General features: G+C 63.1%; 14 protein-coding genes and 1 pseudogene. 6 read left to right on the forward strand and 9 right to left on the reverse strand.

The genetic code is table 11. The features are described 5' to 3' along the window. The 3 genes and pseudogenes from GXB81_RS02640 to GXB81_RS02650 all read right to left on the reverse strand — a co-directional run. A pseudogene (locus GXB81_RS02640) lies at window positions 1-508 on the reverse strand (hypothetical protein); the annotation flags it as partial. A 383-nt stretch (window positions 509-891) separates the two neighbouring features. Further along, window positions 892-1971 (reverse strand): LacI family DNA-binding transcriptional regulator, encoded by a 1080-nt coding sequence (locus tag GXB81_RS02645; protein WP_205988300.1) that lies wholly within the window; start codon window positions 1969-1971, stop codon window positions 892-894. Window positions 1972-2101: 130 nt separating this feature from the next. Continuing rightward, window positions 2102-3373 (reverse strand): glucarate dehydratase family protein, encoded by a 1272-nt coding sequence (locus GXB81_RS02650; protein WP_205988301.1) that lies wholly within the window; start codon window positions 3371-3373, stop codon window positions 2102-2104. A 458-nt stretch (window positions 3374-3831) separates the two neighbouring features. On the opposite strand from GXB81_RS02650, the gene GXB81_RS02655 reads away from it, so the two are divergent. Next, complete coding sequence (locus tag GXB81_RS02655; RefSeq protein ID WP_167281862.1) at window positions 3832-5133, forward strand: MFS transporter; 1302 nt, start codon at window positions 3832-3834, stop codon at window positions 5131-5133. Here GXB81_RS02655 and GXB81_RS02660 read toward each other — a convergent pair whose 3' ends face one another. After that, window positions 5134-7338, reverse strand: a complete 2205-nt coding sequence (locus tag GXB81_RS02660; RefSeq protein ID WP_205988302.1) for a TonB-dependent receptor — start codon at window positions 7336-7338, stop codon at window positions 5134-5136. A 474-nt stretch (window positions 7339-7812) separates the two neighbouring features. Here GXB81_RS02660 and GXB81_RS02665 point away from each other — a divergent pair, with 474 nt between their 5' ends. After that, entirely contained in the window at window positions 7813-10041 is a 2229-nt protein-coding gene (locus tag GXB81_RS02665) for an NADP-dependent isocitrate dehydrogenase (protein WP_205988303.1), read from the forward strand. A 177-nt stretch (window positions 10042-10218) separates the two neighbouring features. On the opposite strand, the gene GXB81_RS02670 is transcribed toward GXB81_RS02665, so the two are convergent. The 3 genes from GXB81_RS02670 to GXB81_RS02680 all read right to left on the reverse strand — a co-directional run bounded on the left by GXB81_RS02670 (window position 10219) and on the right by GXB81_RS02680 (window position 12568). Continuing rightward, entirely contained in the window at window positions 10219-10446 is a 228-nt protein-coding gene (locus tag GXB81_RS02670; protein WP_167044865.1) for a hypothetical protein, read from the reverse strand. Between the two features lie 451 nt (window positions 10447-10897). Then, complete coding sequence (locus GXB81_RS02675; RefSeq protein WP_205988304.1) at window positions 10898-11722, reverse strand: alpha/beta hydrolase; 825 nt, start codon at window positions 11720-11722, stop codon at window positions 10898-10900. A 135-nt stretch (window positions 11723-11857) separates the two neighbouring features. Further along, window positions 11858-12568, reverse strand: a complete 711-nt coding sequence (locus GXB81_RS02680; protein ID WP_167044859.1) for a FadR/GntR family transcriptional regulator — start codon at window positions 12566-12568, stop codon at window positions 11858-11860. A gap of 575 nt (window positions 12569-13143) precedes the next feature. On the opposite strand from GXB81_RS02680, the gene gudD reads away from it, so the two are divergent. Next, window positions 13144-14493 carry a glucarate dehydratase gene (gene gudD, locus GXB81_RS02685; RefSeq protein WP_167044856.1) on the forward strand — a complete coding sequence of 450 codons (1350 nt, stop codon included), beginning with the start codon at window positions 13144-13146 and terminating at the stop codon, window positions 14491-14493. A 595-nt stretch (window positions 14494-15088) separates the two neighbouring features. On the opposite strand, the gene GXB81_RS31305 is transcribed toward gudD, so the two are convergent. Beyond that, a complete protein-coding gene (locus tag GXB81_RS31305; protein WP_240159098.1) occupies window positions 15089-15274 on the reverse strand; it encodes a hypothetical protein in 186 nt (61 codons plus the stop codon). On the opposite strand from GXB81_RS31305, the gene GXB81_RS02690 reads away from it, so the two are divergent. Next, entirely contained in the window at window positions 15273-17495 is a 2223-nt protein-coding gene (locus GXB81_RS02690) for a glycoside hydrolase family 3 C-terminal domain-containing protein (RefSeq protein WP_241016209.1), read from the forward strand. The genes GXB81_RS31305 and GXB81_RS02690 overlap by 2 nt on opposite strands. Window positions 17496-17585: 90 nt before the next feature. Beyond that, entirely contained in the window at window positions 17586-18404 is an 819-nt protein-coding gene (locus tag GXB81_RS02695; protein WP_241016210.1) for a peptidylprolyl isomerase, read from the forward strand. A gap of 164 nt (window positions 18405-18568) precedes the next feature. On the opposite strand, the gene GXB81_RS02700 is transcribed toward GXB81_RS02695, so the two are convergent. Then, entirely contained in the window at window positions 18569-20077 is a 1509-nt protein-coding gene (locus GXB81_RS02700; protein ID WP_205988372.1) for an MFS transporter, read from the reverse strand. 494 nt (window positions 20078-20571) lie between these two features. Between GXB81_RS02700 and GXB81_RS02705 the strand changes: the two genes are divergently transcribed. Continuing rightward, complete coding sequence (locus GXB81_RS02705; RefSeq protein WP_241016214.1) at window positions 20572-21531, forward strand: porin; 960 nt, start codon at window positions 20572-20574, stop codon at window positions 21529-21531. The last annotated feature ends 504 nt before the right edge of the window (window positions 21532-22035 follow it).

Here is a 22035-nt window from a genome sequence, read left to right on the forward strand (position 1 = left end):
CCGAAGTGCCCGAAGTGCCCGAAGTGCCCGAAGTGCCCGAAGTGCCCGAAGTGCCCGAAGTGCCCGAAGTGCCCGAAGTGCCCGAAGTGCCCGAAGTGCCCGAAGTGCCCGAAGTGCCCGAAGTGCCGGAAGTACCCGAAGTACCGGAGGTGCCGGAGGTGCCGGAGGTGCCGGAAGTACCCGACGTACCGGAAGTACCCGACGTACCGGAAGTACCCGACGTACCGGAAGTACCCGACGTACCGGAAGTACCCGACGTACCGGAAGTACCCGACGTACCCGAAGTGCCCGAGGTACCCGAGGTACCCGAAGTACCGGAGGTGCCCGAAGTACCCGACGTACCGGAAGTGCCCGAGGTGCCCGACGTCCCCGACGTCCCCGACGTCCCCGACAACCCACCATTACCAAGCGGGTTGTTCGGAGTCTGAATAGTCGACCCGCAGCCGTAGAGTGAGAGAAGCATGGATGTCGCGACAGCGATGGCTGTACGACCGGCGAATTTTTGCATGATGTCCTCGTTGAACGACTATTGATGGAGGTCACCAACGCAAGTTGCAGGCCAAACGTAATTTATATTTCTATTTCTTCTTTTATAAGAACATTTACCGCCGAATCATGCGAAAGGCGCAATTCATATCTGTAAAACGCGTGTTTTTCAGATTGTCCGAGGGCGATGTACCGGCCGGTGCTACGTAACGTTCGAGCCGGGCGTAACAGTCTTTTGAGGCATTGCGCATAACGCTCCGTAGCGCCGCTGCCGAACCGCATGCGTTTTGCTTCGCCCATGGATAACTCACCGGCAGATCGGGCTGCGCGCTCTTGGCCACACACCGTGCATCGCCGTCTAAAGCTCGGGCACACGCTTTGTGCCCCGATGAAGAGACCATGCCCTCATCGCTCCGTCGTCGGCATCCGGCTCGCGCTTTCCCGCATTGGGTTGTTCCCGTCCGCGCCGCTATCGTCCGTTCCAACAGCGGGCCCGCGCCTGAGCGTCGATTCGCGCAAGACGAGGTGCGGATCGAGCATCGAATAGCCGGCGTGTTCTTCGGCTTTGCCTTGCAGTTCGCCGAGCAGTTTCGTCATCGCGAGTTCGCCCATCTTCTCGCTCTGGAAATCCACCGAGGTCAGCGCTGGCGACGCGTACTCGCCATACGGCACGTTGTCGAAGCCGGCCACCGACACGTCCTGCGGCAACCGGAAGCCCAGTCCGCGCGCTTCCTTGATGAAGCCGAGCGCGATCAGATCGTTGTAGCAGATCACGGCATCCGGACGCCGCGGGCCGAGCATCAGTCCCGAGCACATGCGCTCGCCGGCCGCGGGCGACGGCGCTTGCGCCTCGTGAACGTCGAGCGGCAACCCGAAGGCGTCGAGACAGTTGCGGATGCCGCGAATCCGCTCGTCGTTCCAGCGCGAGCGGCCAAAGCCGAGATAAGCGATTCGCCGGTGGCCGAGTTTGACGAGGTGATTCGCGAGCATGTAGCCCGCGAGGCAGCTATCGGTGCCGACGCTCGAAATCGGAAAGCGCTCGCTGCGCCCGAACAGCACGACCGGTTTGCCGAGATCGAGCAGCCATTGCACGGAATCGTCGGGCATGCGCGAACTGACGATCATGCCGTCGACGCGTTGCGCGAGCGATTCGATCAGCGTTTGCTCGCGCTCCTGGCTTTCTTCGGTATCGACGAGCAGCAGCGTGTAGTCGTGCTGAAGCGCCACGCGGTTGGCGCCCTTCACGATGCTGGTGAAATGCGGATTGCGGATGTCGAGAATCGCGAGGCCGATGGTGCGCGTCCGCCCGGTGATCATCGAGCGCGCGAGCGGGTTCGAACGATAGCCGAGCTGTTCGATCGCCTGCTTGAGCCGCGCTTCGACGACCGGGGTAAAGCGCTGTGCCCCATTGATGTACTTCGACACGGTCGCAACCGATACGCCTGCTGCGGCCGCGACGTCGCGAATGGTGGCACTCTTTTTCATCGGCTCGGGATAACGTTTTCCGGTAACTTCTTAATACTAACGGCAATGCCCCGCACCGTAAAGGCAAACGCCGCGCGCGCAGTGCCCGAATGGCGCGGCGCGAGCGCGCTGACAGCGCAATCTCGTCGGCTCAATAACGCGGCTTCTTTGCGATCCATTCGGGGTGCAGCTTGCGCATTTGCGCGGCGTCGTTGCGCTGCGTCATGCCGCATTGCAGATAGCGCTCGTGCAGCGCGCCCAACGCGTCCCGATCGAGTTCGACGCCGAGGCCCGGCGCGTCGGTGATGCTCACGCAGCCGCCTTCGATCGCGATCTTGCCGCCCTTGAGCACTTCGTCTTCCTGCCACGGATAGTGCGTATCGCACGCATAGGTGAGATTCGGCACCGCCGCCGCGAGATGCGACATCGCCATCAGGCTGATGCCGAGATGCGAATTCGAATGCATCGACAGGCCGAGGCCGAACGTCGCGCACATCGTCGCGAGCGTTTGCGTGGCGCGCAGGCCGCCCCAGTAGTGATGATCCGACAGCACGATCTGCACGCCGCCGAGCGCGACGTTGCGGCGGAATTCGTCCATGCTCGTGACGACCATGTTGGTCGCGAGCGGCAGGCCCGTTGCGCGATGCAATTGCGCCATGCCTTCGAGTCCGGGCGTCGGGTCCTCGTAGTACTCGAGATCGCCTTCCAGTTGTTTGGCGATCCTGATCGACGTATCGAGCGACCAGTTCGCATTCGGATCGATCCGCAACGGATGATCGGGAAACGCGCGCTTGAGCGCCTTCAGGCTCGCCACCTCGATGTCGGGGTCGAGCGCGCCGGCCTTGAGCTTGATGCTGCCGAAACCATAGCGCTCGATCATCGTGCGCGCCTGCCCGACGATCTGCCCGGGCGTGAGCGCCTCGCCCCAGTTATCGGGGCGGTACGAGGCATCGACGTCGCTCGCGTACTTGAAGAACAGATAGGCCGAGAACGGCACCCGGCGCCGCACCGCGCCGCCGAGCAGCTCGTGCAACGGCACGCCGAGCGAGCGCGCCTGCAGATCGAGCAGCGCGACTTCGAAGGCGCCGAAGACCTTCTGCTCCGCCTTGTCCAGCTGCGAGCCGGGCGCGAGATCGATCTCGACCGCGCTCGCTGGCGGCGCGCCCGCCGACAAGGCCGCGCGCACTTCGCGCGCCGCGCCGTTCAGATCGAACGGGCTCAGTCCGGGCAGGCGGTCCTTCACTTGCAGCAGGCCGTCGAGCACGGGCTTGTCGCCATACGTTTCGCCGAGGCCGATCAGACCGTTGTCGGCTTCGATCTCGATGATCGAGCGCAGCGCGAACGGTTCATGCACGCCGCTCGTGTTGAGAAGCGGCGGGTCGCTGATGGCAATGGGCGTGACGCGGACGGAGGCGATCTTCATGGGGGCGGTTTGCTTTATCGATGAACAGCGCAGTCGCTTGCGCCTGGCGCGGGAGAAGGATAACGATTTCCAATTCTAGCGAGCGAGGACGGTCGAGTAAACGCGCTTCGACATCGCAATTCGAGAATTTTGATGTCGCCGCCTATACAGAAATCGAGCATTCATGACGCGTGCCACGGATTTTGCTAGGGCAAGGAAAACGCCTGAAAGCACTCGATTTACCACTGCGGTGGCCCGAAGAAAAAAGAAAACGTTTTCTTCATTCCGCGCCTTCGTGCGACAATCCAGCCGACAAAGACTATGCGGATTCCACCCGGTTTCGACCGGAGAATCGTCGCGGTGTCGATTGCGTTCGCGCCCGCCGGCTTGCCGCCGCGTCGCGCGGCACACGCCCCGCGACCAACGAAGCGCGCGGTTCGCCTGCAACCGCGCGACGCACGGAGACACGAGGTAACGGCATGACCAAGTCTATCAAGGTGAAAGGCCTGCGCTGGTGGATGATCGGGCTGCTCACGCTCGGCACGATCACCAACTATCTCGCGCGCAGTTCGCTGAGCGTGGCCGCGCCGACGGTGCTGCAACACCTGAACATTTCCACGCACGAATATGGCTGGATTACCGGGGCATTTCTCGTCATGTATCCGATCGGCGCACCGCTGACCGGTTATCTGATGGACCGCGTCGGCTTGCGCATGGGCTTTCTGCTGTGCGGCGTCGCGTGGTCGCTGATCTGCATGGCGCACGGTTTCGCGGCGGGCTGGGTCGGGCTCTTCGTGCTGCGCGGCATGCTCGGGCTCGTCGAAGCCGCGTTCATTCCGGGCGGCATGCGCGCGGCGGCGTACTGGTTTCCGTCGCACGAGCGCGGCACGGCCGCGGGCGTGTTCAACCTCGGCACGTCGACGGGCGCGATCCTCGCGCCGCCGCTGATCGCGTGGTCGATCTTGCACTACAGCTGGAATGTCGCATTCCTGATCGTCGGCGGACTCGGGCTTGCGTGGGCCGTGCTGTGGCTGCTGCTTTACCGGCATCCGGACCGTCATCCGGCGTTGTCGAAGGAAGAGGCGGCGTATATCGGCGCGACCCAGGAGTCGAGCTTGCGCGCCGCGAAAGGCTCGGGCCCAAAGGTCTTCGAGATCCTCCGGCAGCGTAATTTCTGGGGCATCGCGCTGCCGCGTTTCTGCGCCGATCCGGTGTGGGGCACGCTGGTCTACTGGATGCCGCTGTACCTCTATCAGGCGCGCGGCTTCGATCTGAAGGCGATCGCGCTCACCGCGTGGCTGCCGTTCGTCGCGGCCGACCTCGGCTGCATGGTCGGCGGTCCGTTCTCGGCGTGGCTCAAGCGCCGCTTCGACGTGCCGATCGTCAACGGCAAGCGCATCGCGTTCACGATGGCCGCGTTCCTGATGATCGGCATGGCCGGCGTCGGCTTCGTCCATAGCCCGGCGGTGGCGGTGTTCCTGCTGTGCCTCGGCGGCTTCGCGCATCAGACGCTGTCGATCACCGTGATCTCGATGTCGGCCGACCTGTTTCCGCGCCGCGAGGTCGGCACCGTGACCGGCATGGCCGCGCTCGTCGCGGGCTTGGGCAACTTCGCGTTCACGATGACGATGGGCTGGTTCGTGACCCGCGTCGGCTACACGCCGTTTTTCGTCGCGCTCGGTTTCGGCGATCTGATCGGCGCGACGCTGCTGTGGACGCTCGTGCGCCGTCCCGCGACGAGCGAAACGCCGGAAGCCGCGCCACAGCAAGCGCGGGCCTGATCAGAACTGCAAGGTCGCGCTCGCGACCGCCGTCCGCTGCGGCGACGGCGACACGTAGTAGCCCCACGCGGTCGTCCAGTAACGGCGGTTGAACAGGTTGTTCACGCCGGCGCGAAACGTAACGTCCTGGCCGGCGATCTTCGTTTCGTAGCGGCCGCTCAGATCGAACGTTGCGTAGGCCGGCACGAACTGCGTGTTGGCCGCGTCGACCGCCTGGTTGCCGACGTAGCGGCCGCCGAATGCGAGCGTGAGCGGCCGCAGATATGCCGGGTTGTATTCGATGCGCCCCGTCGCGGTAAAGCGCGGCGCGCCATAAACGCGCTTGCCCTCGATGCCCGGATCGTCGATATCGACGGCCTTCGCGTCGAGCCACATCACGCCGCCCGTCACGCGCCATTCGCTCGTCAGCGCGAGCCAGCCGCTTGCGTCGATGCCGGTGTAGCGCTTCGTGCCGTCCTGCACGAAAACGTTCGCGGTGTTCGTGTAGTTGTAGCCCTGATCCACGCGGAACAACGCGAGGTTCGCGCCCCAGCGGCTGTGATCGGACTTGAAGCCGACTTCGTACTGCTTGCTGCGCAGCGGGCCGAACGTCGCCGGATAGTTCAGGTTCGTGTTCGACGCCGCGCCGCCCTGTTCGAGCGATTCCACATAGCTCGCGTACAGCGTCGAGTACGGATCGGTCTTGAACATCAGCGCGAAGGTCGGTGTGACCGGGTTCGCGCTGTATTGCGACGTGACCGCGCCGCCCGGCTCGTACACGTTCTGCCGGTACTGCGTGTAGCGCACGCCGAGCAGCGCGGAGAGGCGCGGCGTGAACTGCACGGTGTCGCTCGCGTAGACGGCGGTCTGCGTGGTGCGCTGCTGGCGGTACAGTTCCTCGCCGATGCTCACTTCGTCGTTGCTCAGCAGCGTCGTGGCGTACAGGTTGCCGTTGCCGAGGAAGTAGCCCTCGTTCCAGCCTTCGCTGTTGCTGTACTCGCTCGTCTGCGTCTGGTAGCCGGTGCCGAGCACGATTTCGTGATGGATGCCGCCGGTGTCGAACTTGCCCTGCACCATCGCATCGACGTTCTGATAGAAGTAGCGCGTCATTGCCGCGTAGAGCGTATTCGCGTAGTTGCCGGCGGCGTCGGTCACATAGAGCAGGCTGTCCGAATTCGTGCGGTTTTCCTTCGCGAAGCGGTACTTCACGCTCGCGCGCCAGTTCTCCGACAGACGATAGTCGAGGCCCGCGCCGAACGACGCCATCTCGGTCTGATAGTAGTTCTGCGGCTGCGCGAGCGCGCCGCCGATCGTACTCGCGTCGGGAATGCCGAGGCCGCCGCCGAACATCAGGCCGAAGATCGTGCCCTCGGTCTTGCGCTTCTGATAGAGCGCGTCGGCGCTGAAGACGAGGTCCGGCGTGATGCGGAAGTCGAAGGCGAGCGACGCCACCTGGCGGCTCACGTGGCCGTCCTGCTCGGCGGTGGTGCCGTATTCGTTGGCGAGATTCAGGCGATAGCCGAAGCGCTGGTCGTTGCCGAAGCGCCCGCCCACGTCGACGGCCTGGCTGAATACGCCCGCCGATCGATAGCCGAGCGTGAAGCTGCGGTACGGGTCGTCGGTCGGGCGCTTGAGCACGTAGTTGACGATGCCGCCCGGCGAGCCGAAGCCGTACATGAAGCCGGACAGGCCCTTGAGCAGTTCCACCTGCTCGAACGGTTCGAGCGAGAGGTCGGTGTCCCAGGACGGGAAGGTTTGACCGTCCACCTTGATGCTGTTGAGCGTATCGATCGGCATGCCGCGCACGTTGAACGTCGAGTTTTCGCTGATCGAGTTCTCGCTGCTGATGGTGACGGCCGGGTCGTATCTGAACAGATCGTTGGCCGTCGTCGCGAACAGGTCCTGGGCGTCGTCGCTCGTGGCGATACGCGTCGAGAAAGGCGTGTCGACCTGCTTGCGCGAGCCGAGTGCGCCCGCGCTGACGGTGTCGGCCTGCGCGACGGCCGCATCCTTCGACGCCGATACGCTCACGGCCGGCAGTGTCGTCGCCTCGGCGTCGCTCGCCGCAGCCTGCTGCGCCCAACCCGCTGACGACAGCGTTGAAAGCGACAGCCCCGCGCTTACGAGCAGCCCCGCACTGAGGCGCGACGGGGTACGGCGCAAGCCGCGCGCGGAAGCGGGGCGGCGGATAACGGCAAGCTGGGCGGATTCGATGGATTTCTGCATGTTTGTTTTAGGTAGGCGTAGCGTGGCGCCGCCATGCGCCTATGCTGCGCGGCGGAATTCCAGTCGGCCGGGTGGTTGCGAGAAGTGATGAAGCGCTTGAGTCGTTAAGGTTGGCTAAACGGTTGAAACGAGCGATCCAGGTGCGAAATTTTCATAAATCATAATGCATATGATTCGCATTTACAAATAAACAGAGGGTCAACCCGAACTTCAAGTCATCTATAAGATATCTGTTTAAAGACTTGGGTAATCGGCCGCAAAGCCTTATCTGGCGGGGCTTGACCCCTTTGGGCGAGGTGCGGCCGTCTGTTTGTCGCGCCCCGGATAGAGGAAAACACGCATATACTCACGGTCTGGCCGCAAACTGAGGGCCGCGGGTTGCGTCGTGTCGCATTGCGCCGTAGCCGCCGCCGCGATTGCGCTGGCTCCGCACCGCCAACGCTCTGTCTACCACTTCCTAGCAAAGCATCGATCATGTCCACACCGCCGAAGATCATCTACACCCTGACCGACGAAGCGCCCGCTCTGGCAACGTACTCGCTGCTGCCGATCGTCAAGGCGTTTACGCGCTCGTCCGACGTGCTCGTCGAAACGCGCGACATCTCGCTCGCCGGCCGGATCATCGCCGCATTTCCCGACTACCTGAGCGCGGAACAGAAGGCTTCCGACGATCTGGCGGAGCTCGGCGGACTCACCACGCGCCCGGAAGCGAACATCATCAAGCTGCCGAACATCAGCGCCTCGGTGCCGCAGCTGAAGGCCGCGATCGCCGAGCTGCGCGACCAGGGCTACAAGCTGCCGTCGTATCCGGACGTCGCGACGACCGACGCCGAGAAGGACGTCAAGGCTCGCTACGACAAGATCAAGGGCAGCGCGGTGAACCCGGTGCTGCGCGAAGGCAATTCGGACCGCCGCGCGCCGCTGTCGGTGAAGAACTACGCGCGCAAGCATCCGCACAAGATGGGCGCCTGGAGCGCGGAGTCGAAGTCGCACGTCGCGCACATGAGCAGCGGCGATTTCTACGGTAGCGAAAAGTCGGCGCTCGTGGCGGCAGCCGGCAACGTCAAGATCGAACTCGCGGCTGCGGACGGCTCGACGACGGTCCTGAAGGAAAAGACGCCGGTGCAGGCGGGCGAGATCATTGACGCGTCGGTGCTGAGCAAGAACGCGCTGCGCAGCTTCATCGAGGCGGAAATCGCCGACGCGAAGGCGAACGGCCTGCTGTTCTCGGTGCACCTGAAGGCCACGATGATGAAGGTCTCGGACCCGATCATCTTCGGTCAGGTGGTGTCGGTGTTCTATAAGGACGTGCTCGCGAAGCACGCCGAGGCGCTGGCCAAGGTCGGCTTCAACCCCAACAACGGTATCGGCGACCTGTACGCGCGCCTGAAGGATCTGCCGGCCGAAACGGCCGCGGCGATCGAAGCCGATATCAAGGCGCAGTACGAACAGCGTCCGCCGCTCGCGATGGTCAACTCGGACAAGGGCATCACGAGCCTGCACGTGCCGAGCGACGTGATCGTCGACGCGTCGATGCCGGCGATGATCCGCGAGTCGGGCAAGATGTGGGGCGCCGACGGCGCGCTGCACGACGCGAAGGCCGTGATTCCGGACCGCTGCTACGCGGGCGTCTACCAGGCGGTGATCGAGGACTGCAAGAAGCACGGCGCGTTCGATCCGGTCACGATGGGCACGGTGCCGAACGTCGGCCTGATGGCGCAAGCGGCCGAGGAATACGGCTCACACGACAAGACGTTCCAGATTCCGGCGAACGGCGTGGTCCGCGTGACCGACGCCGCCGGCGCGGTGCTGCTGGAGCAGCCGGTCGAGCAGGGTGACATCTTCCGCATGTGCCAGACCAAGGACGCGCCGATCCGCGACTGGGTCAAGCTCGCGGTGAACCGCGCCCGCGCGACCGGCACGCCGGCCGTGTTCTGGCTCGACGCGGCGCGCGCGCACGATGCGCAGATCATCAAGAAGGTCGAGCAGTACCTGAAGGACCACGACACCAACGGTCTCGACATCCGCGTGATGACGCCGGTCGAAGCGGCGAAGTTCTCGGTCGAGCGCATCCGCGCCGGCAAGGACACGATCTCGGTCACCGGCAACGTGCTGCGCGACTACCTGACCGACCTGTTCCCGATCATGGAACTGGGCACCAGCGCGAAGATGCTCTCCATCGTTCCGCTGATGGCCGGTGGCGGCATGTTCGAAACCGGCGCGGGCGGTTCGGCGCCGAAGCACGTGCAGCAGCTGGTCGAAGAAGGCTTCCTGCGTTGGGACTCGCTCGGTGAATTCCTCGCGCTGGCGGCGTCGCTCGAACATCTGGGCACGACGTACCACAACCCGAAGGCGCAGGTTCTCGCGAAGACGCTGGATCAAGCCACCGGCAAGTTCCTCGACAACGACAAGTCGCCGGCCCGCAAGGTCGGCGGCATCGACAATCGCGGCAGCCACTTCTACCTCGCGATGTACTGGGCCGAAGCACTGGCCGCGCAAACCGAGGACGCGGCGCTGCAGGCGCAGTTCGCGGGCGTCGCGAAGGCGATGGCCGACAGCGAGGCGAAGATCGTCGCCGAACTCGGCGCGGCACAGGGCAAGCCGGTGGACATCGGCGGCTACTACCGTCCGAATGTCGGTTTGACGAGCCAGGCAATGCGCCCGAGCGCGACGCTGAACGCGATCGTCGATGCGATCGCCTGAGGCCGAAGCCGCGTGCGCGACTGAGGCGGTGAGCATGACGATGGCTTCGAAAGCCATGCGGTAAGCACGCAGCCCGGCCGCCAGAACGGTGGCAAATACGACAATGGCGCTTTCGAGCGCCATTGTCGTTTCTGCGTGCACTGCTACGTCACCGTCGGTCATACCCTTTCCTGGTCCTTACACGTGAACGATTTCCCAATCGGCGAGATGCTCCGGAAACTCGAGCTGCGACGTGTCGAGTTCAGACAGATGCTCGCAGTTCAGGCCGCGCGCGAGATCGTCGGCGGCCTGTTGCGGGCTTGAAAATTCACCGAGCGTTTCGTTGCCGTAGGTGGCCTCCCAACCGTCCTGACCCGGCAGAATGTAGAACGCTCCCAACGTCGAACCAAAGCGAAAGCCTTTCATTTTTTGTCTCCCAGTTGCCAATAAAAAAACCGTGGTTCGTGACGGCTTCTTCGCAATCTGTGGGATTGGGGCGGACCGCTCTGTTAGGCCTTCCCGAATCCGACTGCGTGAAGCGCGTGCTCTTGTAAAAGAGTCTACGTCAGCGGCTAGTTGGGCAAGCAGGCGTCAAACGGTTCTTTCTAATAAAAATTATGTTTTAAAAACAACAATTTGCGAGCTTAATTTTGCGATGTGCAACGTCGGGCGGCATTGCGAAATGGCTGATTTGTGCCACGCACCATGATTTTTTACGAAGCGCGGCATCGTTTCGTATCGCGAAAAATAGGGGGCTGTGTTAGGCCTGAAATGACGGTGTGCGGCTTTGAGCCGAGCCAGGGTGGGTTTCGGCCTCGCTTTGTCATGGATTCCTGCCGGCTTCACGCCATCGGTTAGCCATGCGCCGGCCGGCGCTTCAGCCTGCGTTTAACCCCGCGATGCGCCGCAAAAACTCGAGCAGCGCGCGATCGAACTGCGCCGGCCGTTGCAGCGGCGCGGAATGGCTGACGCCGGGCAGGACAGTCAGCCGTGCGCCTGGAATGCTGCGCGCAAGATAATCGGCGTGCTCGGGCTTGATGAACTCGTCGTGCTCGCTTTGCACGATCTCGATCGGCACGCGGATGCGTGCAAGATCGGCCGCCGAATAGTTCGGCTGCGTGCGCATCATCTCGCTGACCGCGGCGACGAATGCATCGAAGTCGTTCGGCGTCGCCGAGAGGCTGGCGTAGTCCTTCGCATGGCGGCCGAAGCAGCGGTCGATCACCTCCGCAGGCACGAATGGCTTCGTCCCGGTCGGGTCCATGTTGCAGCCAAAGAAGAACACGCCTGCGACGCGCTCGGGCGCGAGCGCCGCCAGCACGAGCGATACGCACGCGCCGTCGCTCCAGCCGATCATCGCGGCCTTGGCGAGTTGCAGCGTGTCCATGACGGCAAGCACGTCCGACGCCATCAGTTCGTAGCGATAGGGCCGTGCATCGCGTGTGCTGCGGCCGTGGCCGCGGCTGTCGATCACGACGACGCGATGCCCCGCATCGAGCAGCGCCGGCACCTGATAACCCCAGTTGCCGCTATGTCCCAGTCCGCCGTGCAGCAGGATCACCGGTGCGCCCGAGCCGTACGACGCGTACCAGATGCGCGCGCCGTCGTGCTCGACGTGGCCGCTCTGGTCCGTTGCCGGCAGCGGCGCGGCGCCCTGTACGGCGAACTGTTCGAGGGCGTCGTCGTGGTGCTGTGGTGCCATGCTGGCCTCCGTCGCGTTAGCCGCGTGACGAAGCCGGCGCGAACATACTGCGCCGGTTTCCCGCCGGAAGTATCGAGGTGAAATGCAACTGCGCGGACTGGTCCAGTCTCGTGCCGATGCGCGGGCAAGACGCCCTCAGGCGCCGACTTTCGTCAACTCATGCGCGCGACGCAGCCGCTCGCGGCTGTTGCTCAGATGCATGCGCATCGCGGCGCGCGCGTCGTCGGCGTCCTGGCGTTCGATCGCGCGATAGATCAGCAGGTGCTCGCCGAGCACGTTGCGCAGCACCTCGATGTGATCGAGTTCGGCGATCTCGGCGGTGCCGAGCCGCGTGCGCGGACTGACCGAGCGGCCGAGCTGGCTCAGCACGTCGAAGAAATAGCGGTTGCCGCTCGCTCGTGCGATCTGCAGATGGAACTCGATGTCGTGCGCGAGCGTGTCGGTGCTGCCGCGCTCGAGTTCCGACTCGAAGCGGTCGAGCGCGGCGTAGATCTGCTTGAGGTTCTGCTCGGTGCGGCGCGAGGCAGCCAGTGCCGCTGCGGCGGCCTCGACGTCGATGCGGAATTCGATGATCGCCATCACGTCGAGCATGCTGGAGAGATCGGCGGCGGGCAACTGCATCGGTTTTTCGGCGGCCGGGGCGAGCACGAACGTGCCGATTCCGTGCCGTGTCTCGACGACGTTGGCCGCCTGCAGGCGCGAGATCGCCTCGCGCACCACGGAGCGGCTCACCGAGAGCTGCTTCATCATCGCGACTTCGGTGGGAATGCGGTCGCCCGGCCTCAGCGTGCCGCGGCGGATTTCATCGGAAAGAGTGGCGACCACCTTTTCAGTTAGGCTGCTCATTTTTGTGGCTTGTTGACTGATCCAGCAAAGTATCGCACAGGACTTTACTGGATTCCCATGCGTTCGACGGTAGCGCTCGGGGCTATTGCGCGCGCGGGCGCATGGTGGGCGCGCGGCGCAACGGGCCGTTATCAGGCGTTCCAGGCCGCTTGCCTGCCTGTGCGCAACTAACGGTCAAGCCGTTGCCGCGCCTGCGGCTTGCCGATACAGGTTATCGGAAAATTATAGTCATCAGACGTCTTAGTTCGACGTGGGATACGTCATGAGTTCTGGGTCTTCATGCCGTAAAGCCTTGTGCCTTAGAAAGATTGCAGGGTAAACACTCATCTGGAATCGTCCAGGATATCGGAGTAGACTGTCGTCGTACAACGTGTCATGCTTGTCATGAGGCGATGTGCTTCGCCCGGATGCGCATCGTTGCGGGAGTCCCGAGGCCGCAACGTCCATTGGCTACACTGACGGTCGCAGGCGGCCGTCGATCCTTGCCAGTTCGCATTTCCATCCGGTCCGCTCGAAAGCGCGCAACTCGCGATGTCGTCGAAGGCCGGCTCATTTCACAAACAGGTGCTTTTTCCATGTCCACGAAACCAACCGAATCGAACGCCACGCCGGTCGTCACCGAACTGCGCGTCGTGCCCGTCGCGGGCCGCGACAGCATGCTGATGAATCTGAGCGGCGCGCATGGCCCGTTCTTCACGCGCAACATCGTGATCCTGCGCGATAGCTCGGGGCATACCGGCGTCGGCGAAGTGCCGGGCGGCGAGAACATCCGCAAGACGATCGACGATGCGCGGCCGTTCGTCGTCGGTCAGTCGATCGGCAATCTGCAAGCAATCCTGAACAAAGTACGCACGCAATTCGCCGACCGCGACGCGGGCGGCCGTGGTCTGCAGACTTTCGACCTGCGCACGACGATTCACGCGGTGACCGCGCTCGAAGCCGCGCTGCTCGATCTGCTCGGCCAGCATCTCGGTGTGCCGGTCGCGGCTCTGCTCGGCGAAGGCCAGCAGCGCGACGCAGTGGAAATGCTCGGCTACCTGTTCTATATCGGCGATCGCAAGAAGACCGATCTGCCGTACGCGGACAACACCGGCGCGCGCGACGACTGGGAGCGCGTGCGCACCGAAGAGGCGCTGACGCCGGAAACGGTCGTGCGTCTCGCCGAGGCCGCGCAGGCGCGTTACGGCTTCAACGACTTCAAGCTGAAGGGCGGCGTGCTGCCGGGCGATGCCGAAATCGAAGCGGTCACGGCGCTGGCCGAGCGCTTCCCCGAAGCACGCGTGACGCTCGATCCGAACGGCGCATGGTCGCTCGCCGAAGCGGTGCGCCTGTGCCGCGACAAACACGACGTGCTCGCCTACGCGGAAGACCCGTGCGGCGCGGAGAACGGCTATTCGGGCCGCGAAGTGATGGCCGAATTCCGCCGCGCGACCGGTCTGCCGACGGCGACCAACATGATCGCGACCGACTGGCGCCAGATGGGTCACGCGATCCAGTTGCAATCGGTCGACATTCCGCTCGCCGATCCGCACTTCTGGACCATGCAGGGCTCGGTGCGCGTCGCGCAGATGTGCAACGACTGGGGCCTTACGTGGGGTTCGCATTCGAACAACCACTTCGACATCTCGCTCGCGATGTTCACGCACGTCGCCGCTGCGGCGCCGGGCAAGATCACCGCGATCGATACGCACTGGATCTGGCAGGACGGCCAGTTCCTGACGCGCGATCCGCTGCAGATCGTCGGCGGCAAGGTCAAGGTGCCGCAGAAGCCGGGTCTCGGCGTCGAGCTCGACATGGATGCGCTGGAGAAGGCGCATGCGCTGTATCAGCAGCACGGCCTCGGCGCGCGCGACGACGGCGTGGCGATGCAGTATCTGATTCCGAACTGGACGTTCGATAACAAGCGGCCTTGCCTCGTGCGCTGATTCGGGCCGCACGGCGGTTGAGGTAGTGTGATGTAAAGAGAGCGGCTGCGTGGTTTACCATGCAGCCGCTCGATGTTTTTTAAGGCCCGGTGTTGGCGTATGCCCGGGCGAATGCGCTTCACTCCAGGTTCGCTCATTGCGTATCGAGCGGACTCATCGGAGACCTTGCGGAAGCGCTCGTGTTTTCGTCTCGCTGAATCTTTGCCCATCCCTGCCGATCCCCTGCGGCAACGCTTGAGTTGTCGATCTTGAAATTCTCATCGGACATCAGCGCATCAATATAAGCCATTGTTTTTATTGGTTTGATGTAAACCCTAGTCGTCTGATGACGAATTTATATCTACGATGCCTATCACTGGATAGCAGACCGTGTCGCCGCTGTTAGCCCGAGGTTCGATTCGGCAGGCGGATGAACATCAAGGGACGAAAAGCTTCCAGTCAGGCCTGCATGCTTTTGGGAGTCGAAGCTGAAGGGAGACCGCCGGCCGGGTCATAACAACTCATCAGGTAGTAATCCTTAGTACTAGAACGAGCAGTGCGTCTCGCGCATTTGTGCCTATAACAATTGAGGAAAGACAATGTCTGTGAAATTCATTCAGAGGAGAACCGCCGCCGCCGCAAGCATCATGTTCTTTCTGGCGGCGTGCGGAGGCAGTAATAACCCCAACCCATCGTCGACGGCTTCGGCGCCCACCCCGGCATCGACGCCGTCAGCCGCAATGCCGTGGATGAATACGTCGCTTTCTCCTGAAGCACGCGCGGCACTGCTTGTCCCTGCCATGACGCTCGCCGACAAGGAGGAGCAACTGGCCGGTTCGAACCCCGGGATTCTGCCCGAGTTGCCGCAGTGCTATGGCGCGCGGCACATTCTCGGTCTCGCGAAGTACGCGATTCCGACTCTGCGGATTACCAATGGCCCTGTCGGCATCGGCCAGAACGATTGCGTTTCTCCGTCCGTAACGGGCTATGCAGCCTATACGGATTCCAGTTCGGCCAAGGCGACGGCCTTGCCGTCGGCGATCGCGATGGCGGCCTCGTTCGATCCTTCCGTGGCAACCCAGTTCGGTAACGTGGTCGGCGTCGAGGGCGGGAATCTGGCGCTGCACGTGTTCGAAGCGCCCGGTATGAACCTGGCGCGCTTGCCGGTGGGCGGCCGCAATTTCGAGTACATGGGCGAGGACCCGTATCTCACGGGCACGATGGGGGTCGCCGAAATTCAGGCCGTGCAGGCTCACGGCATGATTGCGATGGCCAAGCACCTGGTGGCGAACGAACAGGAAACGAATCGCATGACGATTCAGGAGAGCGTCGACGATCAGACGTTGCACGAGCTCTATATGCTGCCGTTCGAGATGGCGGTGAAGGCAGGCAACGTCGGCGCCGTCATGTGTTCGTATAACTCGGTGAACGGTTTCTCGATGTGCGAACAGAAGCACATTCTCTCCGATGTTCTGCGCGGGCAATGGGGCTTCAAGGGCTACGTGCAATCGGACTTCTTCGCCGCGCATAGCACCGCGCCGACCATGCTGGCCGGTATGGATAACGAAATGCCGCTACCGCAGAACTGGACCCCGGCGAACCTGAACGCGGCGCTGGCCTCGGGCCAGATTCAGACCTCGGACATCGACAATGCGCTGCTGCGTCGCTATACGCAGATGTTCCGCGCGGGTATCTTCGATCGGCCGATTGCTCAGACTGCCATCAATGCGACGGCGGACGGTACGGTCGCGAAGCAGATCGGCGAGCAGGCCGCCGTGCTGCTGCAGAACAACGGTACCTTGCCGCTGAAAAAGACGGTTCGAAACGTGCTCGTGGTCGGCAAGGCGACGCAGGTCTATGCCCAGCAGGCCGTGGCCGGCGGCAGCTCGGTCGGCAACCCGATGGGTTCCGGCGGCGGCAGCTCCGATGTCGTCGCCTTGTACACGGTGACGCCGGTGCAGGGCATCAAGGACACGCTCGCCAACCTCGGGAACACCGGCGCAACGGTTCACCTGGCGCTCGTGGACGACAGCAATTCGACCGCCACGATCGATGGCGCGGCCGCGTCCATCTCGGCCGTGACGACAGCGGCGACCAGCGCCGATGCCGTGATCTTCATGGCCGGCTCCATGTCGGAAGAAGGCGCTGACCAGGCGACATTTACGGACTCGACGGGCCTGACGCTCGACACCGGCAAATACCTGAATACGCTCGACTGGTATGCGCCGAAGTCGAACTCGATCACGACCTCGAGTACCGCGAAGAACAGCAACACGCTGGCGTTGCTCCAGACCATCGTCGCGGCAAACAGCAATACCGTGCTCGTGCTGAAGGACAGCGCCGCCGAGGCTCTCGATCCTTCGCTTCTCACGGGCGGCACGTCCGCACCGGGCGCGATTCTCGAAACGTGGTTCCCGGGCGAGGAAGACGGGCATATCGTGGCGGATCTGCTGTGGGGTGTGGCGAATCCGTCCGGCAAGCTGCCGGTGACGTTCCCGCAGGTCGGCCAGGGCTTCATGGATTCGATCACGCCGTATCAGTATCCCGGCGTGTCGATCAACGGAAGCGCGACGGTGACTTACTCCGAGGCACTCAATGTCGGTTATCGCTGGTATGACGCGATGGGTAAGACGCCGGCATTCCCGTTCGGTTATGGTCTCTCGTACTCGACCTTCACGATTACCAACCCGACCGTGAGTTCCGGCGCGAACGGCACGTACACGGTGACCGCGGTCGTGAAAAACACGGGTTCTGTGGCGGGCGCCGAAGTGCCGCAGGTGTACGTCGCATTGCCGAGCTCGGCTGGAGAGCCGCCCAAGCGTCTGGTGGGATTCCAGAAGGTCAGTCTGAATGCCGGCGGATCGCAGACGGTGTCCATCACGATCGATCCGGCCGCGCCGAATCATCCGCTCAGCACCTGGAACAAAGACTCGCAGCAGTGGACGACCCCGGCCGGTTCTTATTCGGTGTACGTCGGTAACTCGTCGCGCAGCCTGACGCTTGCGGGAACGATTACGCAATAACGTCGTGTTTAACGTTGCGTAAGTCGCCGGAGTCCGATGCTCCTTCGGACTCCGGCATAAGCGCTCGAACCAACCTGAGTGGTCCGCCGAATGAAAGTACTATCACGATGGATGCTTGCACTGGTGTTCGGTGCAACGCTTCCCCTGGCCGCGAGTGCCGCGGAAAAGCCATTTGTCACCGTCAACGGCAAACCGGTTTCTCAAGCAGACGCCGACTTGTATATCGGACAGGCGCATGCGCAAGGTTTTCCCGATTCGCCGCAATTGACCGACCACGTGCGCGACGAACTGGTGCGCCGCGAAGTCATCTTCCAGGCGGCGCAGAAGGCCGGCTTCGACCGGCAACCGGACGTCGCGGCGCGCGCCGAGGCGGCCCGGCAAAAGATTCTGGCTCAGGCTCAGGCAACATGGGAGACTGAAATCGTCAGGGAGTACATGCAGGACTTTCTCAAGAAAAATCCTGTCACTGACGATCAATTGCGGGCGATGTACAACGACATGAAGGCGAAAGGCGGGAGTACCGAATATAAAGTCCGCCATATCCTCGTCAAGGATGAAGGCGCAGCCAAAGACATCATTGCGAAGCTCAATAAGGGCGCATCGTTCGCGGACCTTGCTCGCGAATCGGTCGATCCGGGTTCGAGATATAACGGCGGAGACCTGGGCTGGGTCACGTCCAGCAAGGTCGTCAAACCGTTTGCCGACGCGATGGCTCATTTGCACAAGGGCGAATACACGCAGACTCCGGTTAAAACCGGCTACGGCTTTCACGTCATAGAAGTGGATGACACCCGCCCGTTGCAGGTGCCCTCGTTCGAGGACATGAAGCCGATGCTGTACCAGCAGGCACAGGCCGAACTCGTCGACAGAATGGTGAAGAATCTTCGAGCCAAAGCCACGGTTCAGTGAGCAGGCTCCCCTGACGTTCATCTCCTTGGGATGCGACGGAGAGCCTGGCGAGACGTTATCCGGCCTCTTCGACCTGCCCATTCGCTCCCCGCGCCCTTATCCGGACCGGGGAGCTTTTTTATTCGAGCGGGGCACGCGCGATTCGCCGATCGCAACCGAACCGCTCAGTTCTTGTGAAACACCACGTGCGAAATGCGCGGCACGAGCAGCGCGGCCGCGAGCGATGCCACCGCCGTCAGCCACACGCCGAGATGGATCGACTGCACGAGCGCATCGCGCGCGCTATCGATCAGCGCGAGCGTGTCGAGTCCCGACGGTTTCATATCGGCGATCAAGCGGATGCGCGATGCTTCGTCGATCAGAATGCGCAGATCGACGAAACGCGGCTGCCATTGCGACGCGGCCGGCTCGCCGAGCACGCTCATCGTGCGCGTGACGACGCTGCGGTAGTGATGCGAAACCACGGTCGTGACGATGCTCGTGCCGAGCATGCCGCCGACCATACGCGTCGATTGCAGCAGCGCGGTCGTGATGCCGAAGCGTTCGCGCCCGGCGATCTCCTGGGCGAACACGTTCAGATTGTTGAGGATGAACCCGAGCCCGATGCCGACCGCGGCCATCGGCAGCGCGATGCGCACGTGCGGCGTATCGGGATAGGCAAACGCAAGCGCGATCGACGCGAACATCAGCAGGGCGAAGCCGATCGAGAGAATCTGCGTGGGCTTTTTCATGTGAATCACGATGCGCGTGTTCAGCAGGCTGCCGAGCGCGATGCAGGCGGCGATCGGCGTGGCGAGCAGGCCGGCCTGTTGCGGCGAGAGGCCGAAGCCGCCTTGCAGCAGCAGCGGCGCGAAGAAGATCAGCGAGAACATCACGAAGCCGGACAGCATGCCGAGTGTGAACAGTGTGACGAGCTGCGAGTCCTTGAACAGGTCGAGGGGAATGATCGGGTGCGTCGCGCGTTTTTCGCAGATCAGCAGCGCAACCGTGCCAAGGACCACGCAGGTGCCGAGCACGACGTTGCCGGTCGTGAGGCCATGCTTCGGCACGCCTTCGATCAACGCCTGCAAGCCGCCGAGCACGGCTGCGACGAGCGCCGCGCCGAGCCAGTCGATTTTCACTTCGTCCTGTTGCGGACGCCGGAAGCTCGGCAGATGCGCCCAGGTGAAATAGAGCGCCGCCACGCCGACCGGCAGGTTGACGAGAAACGTGGAGCGCCAGCCGAGGTGTTCGCTCATCCAGCCGCCGAGCGACGGCCCCGCCGCCGTGCCGATGCCGTATGCCGCGGCCAGCACCACCTGCCAGCGAACGCGGGTGCGCGGATCGGGGAACAGATCGGGGATCGAGGCGAACGCGGTGCCGACCATCATCCCGCCGCCGATGCCCTGCAGCCCGCGCGCGATGACGAGAAACAGCATGTCGTTGGCGAGCCCGCACAGCACCGACGCCACCGTGAACGTGATGACCGAGGCGATCACGAAACGCTTGCGGCCGAAGTAGTCGCCGAGCCGCCCGAACACCGGCACCGTCACGACCGAGGCGAGCAGGTAGGCGCTTGCGATCCACGCGAAGTATTCGAAGCCGTGCAGTTCGGCGACGATCGACGGCAGCGCGGTACTGACGACGGTCTGGTCGAGCGCGACCAGCATGTTGACGAGACCGATGCCGAGCATCGCGAGGAGGGCGTTGCGAAACGGCAGGGCGGAGGCGGGGGCGGTGGAATTCACGTGTCGGGCAGAAGGCGGTTCGGGTGGGCGCTGCGCGGTGGCGGGCGGGTCGGGCTCTTGGCGGCTTCGTGCAATGCTAGTTGTCTGACCTCTTGATGATTATACGGGTTTCCCCTTAATCGAAACTATTCGTTGAACGAAAAGAGACACGGGGAGGGCAAAAAATGGCCGGTCTCGCTGCGCGTGCGGGAAGGCGCCGGCCCATGCGTGCCGAACATGGTCGAACCTGGCCGAACGTGGTAAGTTCGCTCGCGATATATGTCCGATATGTGTCCGCGGAGGACTTCATCCTGCACGACGCCCCGGCTTCATTGCTCAAGACGGCCCGCACGATCCTCGCGGCCGCATGGCGCCAACGCGATGCGGCGAGGTTTGGCCGGGCCGTCGCCATGAGCGCCGCGTTGCTGCTCCCTTGCCTGCGCGAGGCGGCCGCCGCCGACATGAACGCCGGCTTCGTCTCGCTCTATGGCGTCTTCGACACCAGCATCGAAATCACCGATCCCGGCTCCGGCTGGACGCCGCGCATGGATTCGGGCGCGTATCGCGGTTCGCGCGTGGGCTTGCATGGCGCGGAGCCGATCGGCGGCGGCACGGCGATCGTGTTTACGCTCGAAAACGGTTTCAGCTCGGCCGACGGCTCGTTGCAGGTGCCCGGTTCGCTGTTCAACCGGCAGGCGTGGATCGGCGCGCGTGGCGCGTGGGGCGAAGTGAGAATGGGCCGTCAATATTCGCCGATCTACATCCCGTTCAAGGGCGGTCTCGACGCGTTCGGCGCCGGCACGATCGCCTCGGGACTCAATAATCTGTCGAAGATCACGCCGTATGCGAACGACGCGTTCGCTTATCTGTCGCCGCGGATCGCCGGTTTCGACGCGACCGTGATGATGGCGACGCGCGATCCCTCCGAGGACGACGGCAACGGCCTCGACGGCTATTACGTCACGGCATCCTATCGGCTCGACGGACTGCACGTGCTGTACGCGCATCAGCAGACGCACGGCGCCGGCGCGCTGCGCGCGAATCTCGGCGGCGCGAGCTACGGCTTCGGCAAGTTGCGCGTGTGGCTCGCCTTCTTCAACGGCGACGGCGGCACGCCGGTGTATCACGGCGCGGGCGGATCGCTGTCGGCGCAGTACCGTTTTTCCGCCGTCGCGCGCGCCTCGCTCGGCTATGCGCACGTACGCGACTACACGCTGGCGGGCGCGAACGCGGACCAGTTCAGCGCCGCCTTCGAATACGACGTTTCGCCCACGCTGCTGCTTTACTTCAGCGCCGCTTATCTCGCCAATCACGACGACGCAAGCTTTACGCTGCGCGGCGTCAACGTGACCGGACTGCCGGTGGCTTATCCGGGCGCGCCGGTCGCGGGCGTGCAATTCGGCCTGCTCGAACGGTTCTGACACGCCGCGCAATACAGCGGGTTTTATTCACTGATTACCCAATCATTAGATAAAAGCGCTTAAATTTTCTGGAATGTGGGAAACAGGATAGGCGGGGACCGGGCGTATTAATTTTGAGATATCGCGTGTGATTTTTTGGCGAAACTATGATTTGCGTGGCAGGAATTTGACAGATTGCCGTAAATACAAGGTTTGCGGAATAAAAAAAGGCCGACACGATGTGTCGGCCTAAAGATCCTGGCGTCCGAGGATGTTTGCCAGAACCTGAGAGACATGCCCACAAACCGGCGCAGGGCACGGTGCACGGGACTTCGAGCCGGAAACCGGAGCGTATGAATATCGCGTCGCGGTTTCCCTCGTCAGGCTGGGACGGCATGTTTGGCCGATGGCGCTGGCGAGTGGGGTATTAACCAGAAAGCATGGCGGCAAGTATAACGTCAGCCCTGAAATTTGTGGGTACGAATGAGGCTAAATTAATTGTAAAAAAGTTCTTCTGCTTATCCA

Source organism: Paraburkholderia sp. Ac-20336 (assembly GCF_017105025.1).
Classification (GTDB): Bacteria; Pseudomonadota; Gammaproteobacteria; order Burkholderiales; family Burkholderiaceae; genus Paraburkholderia.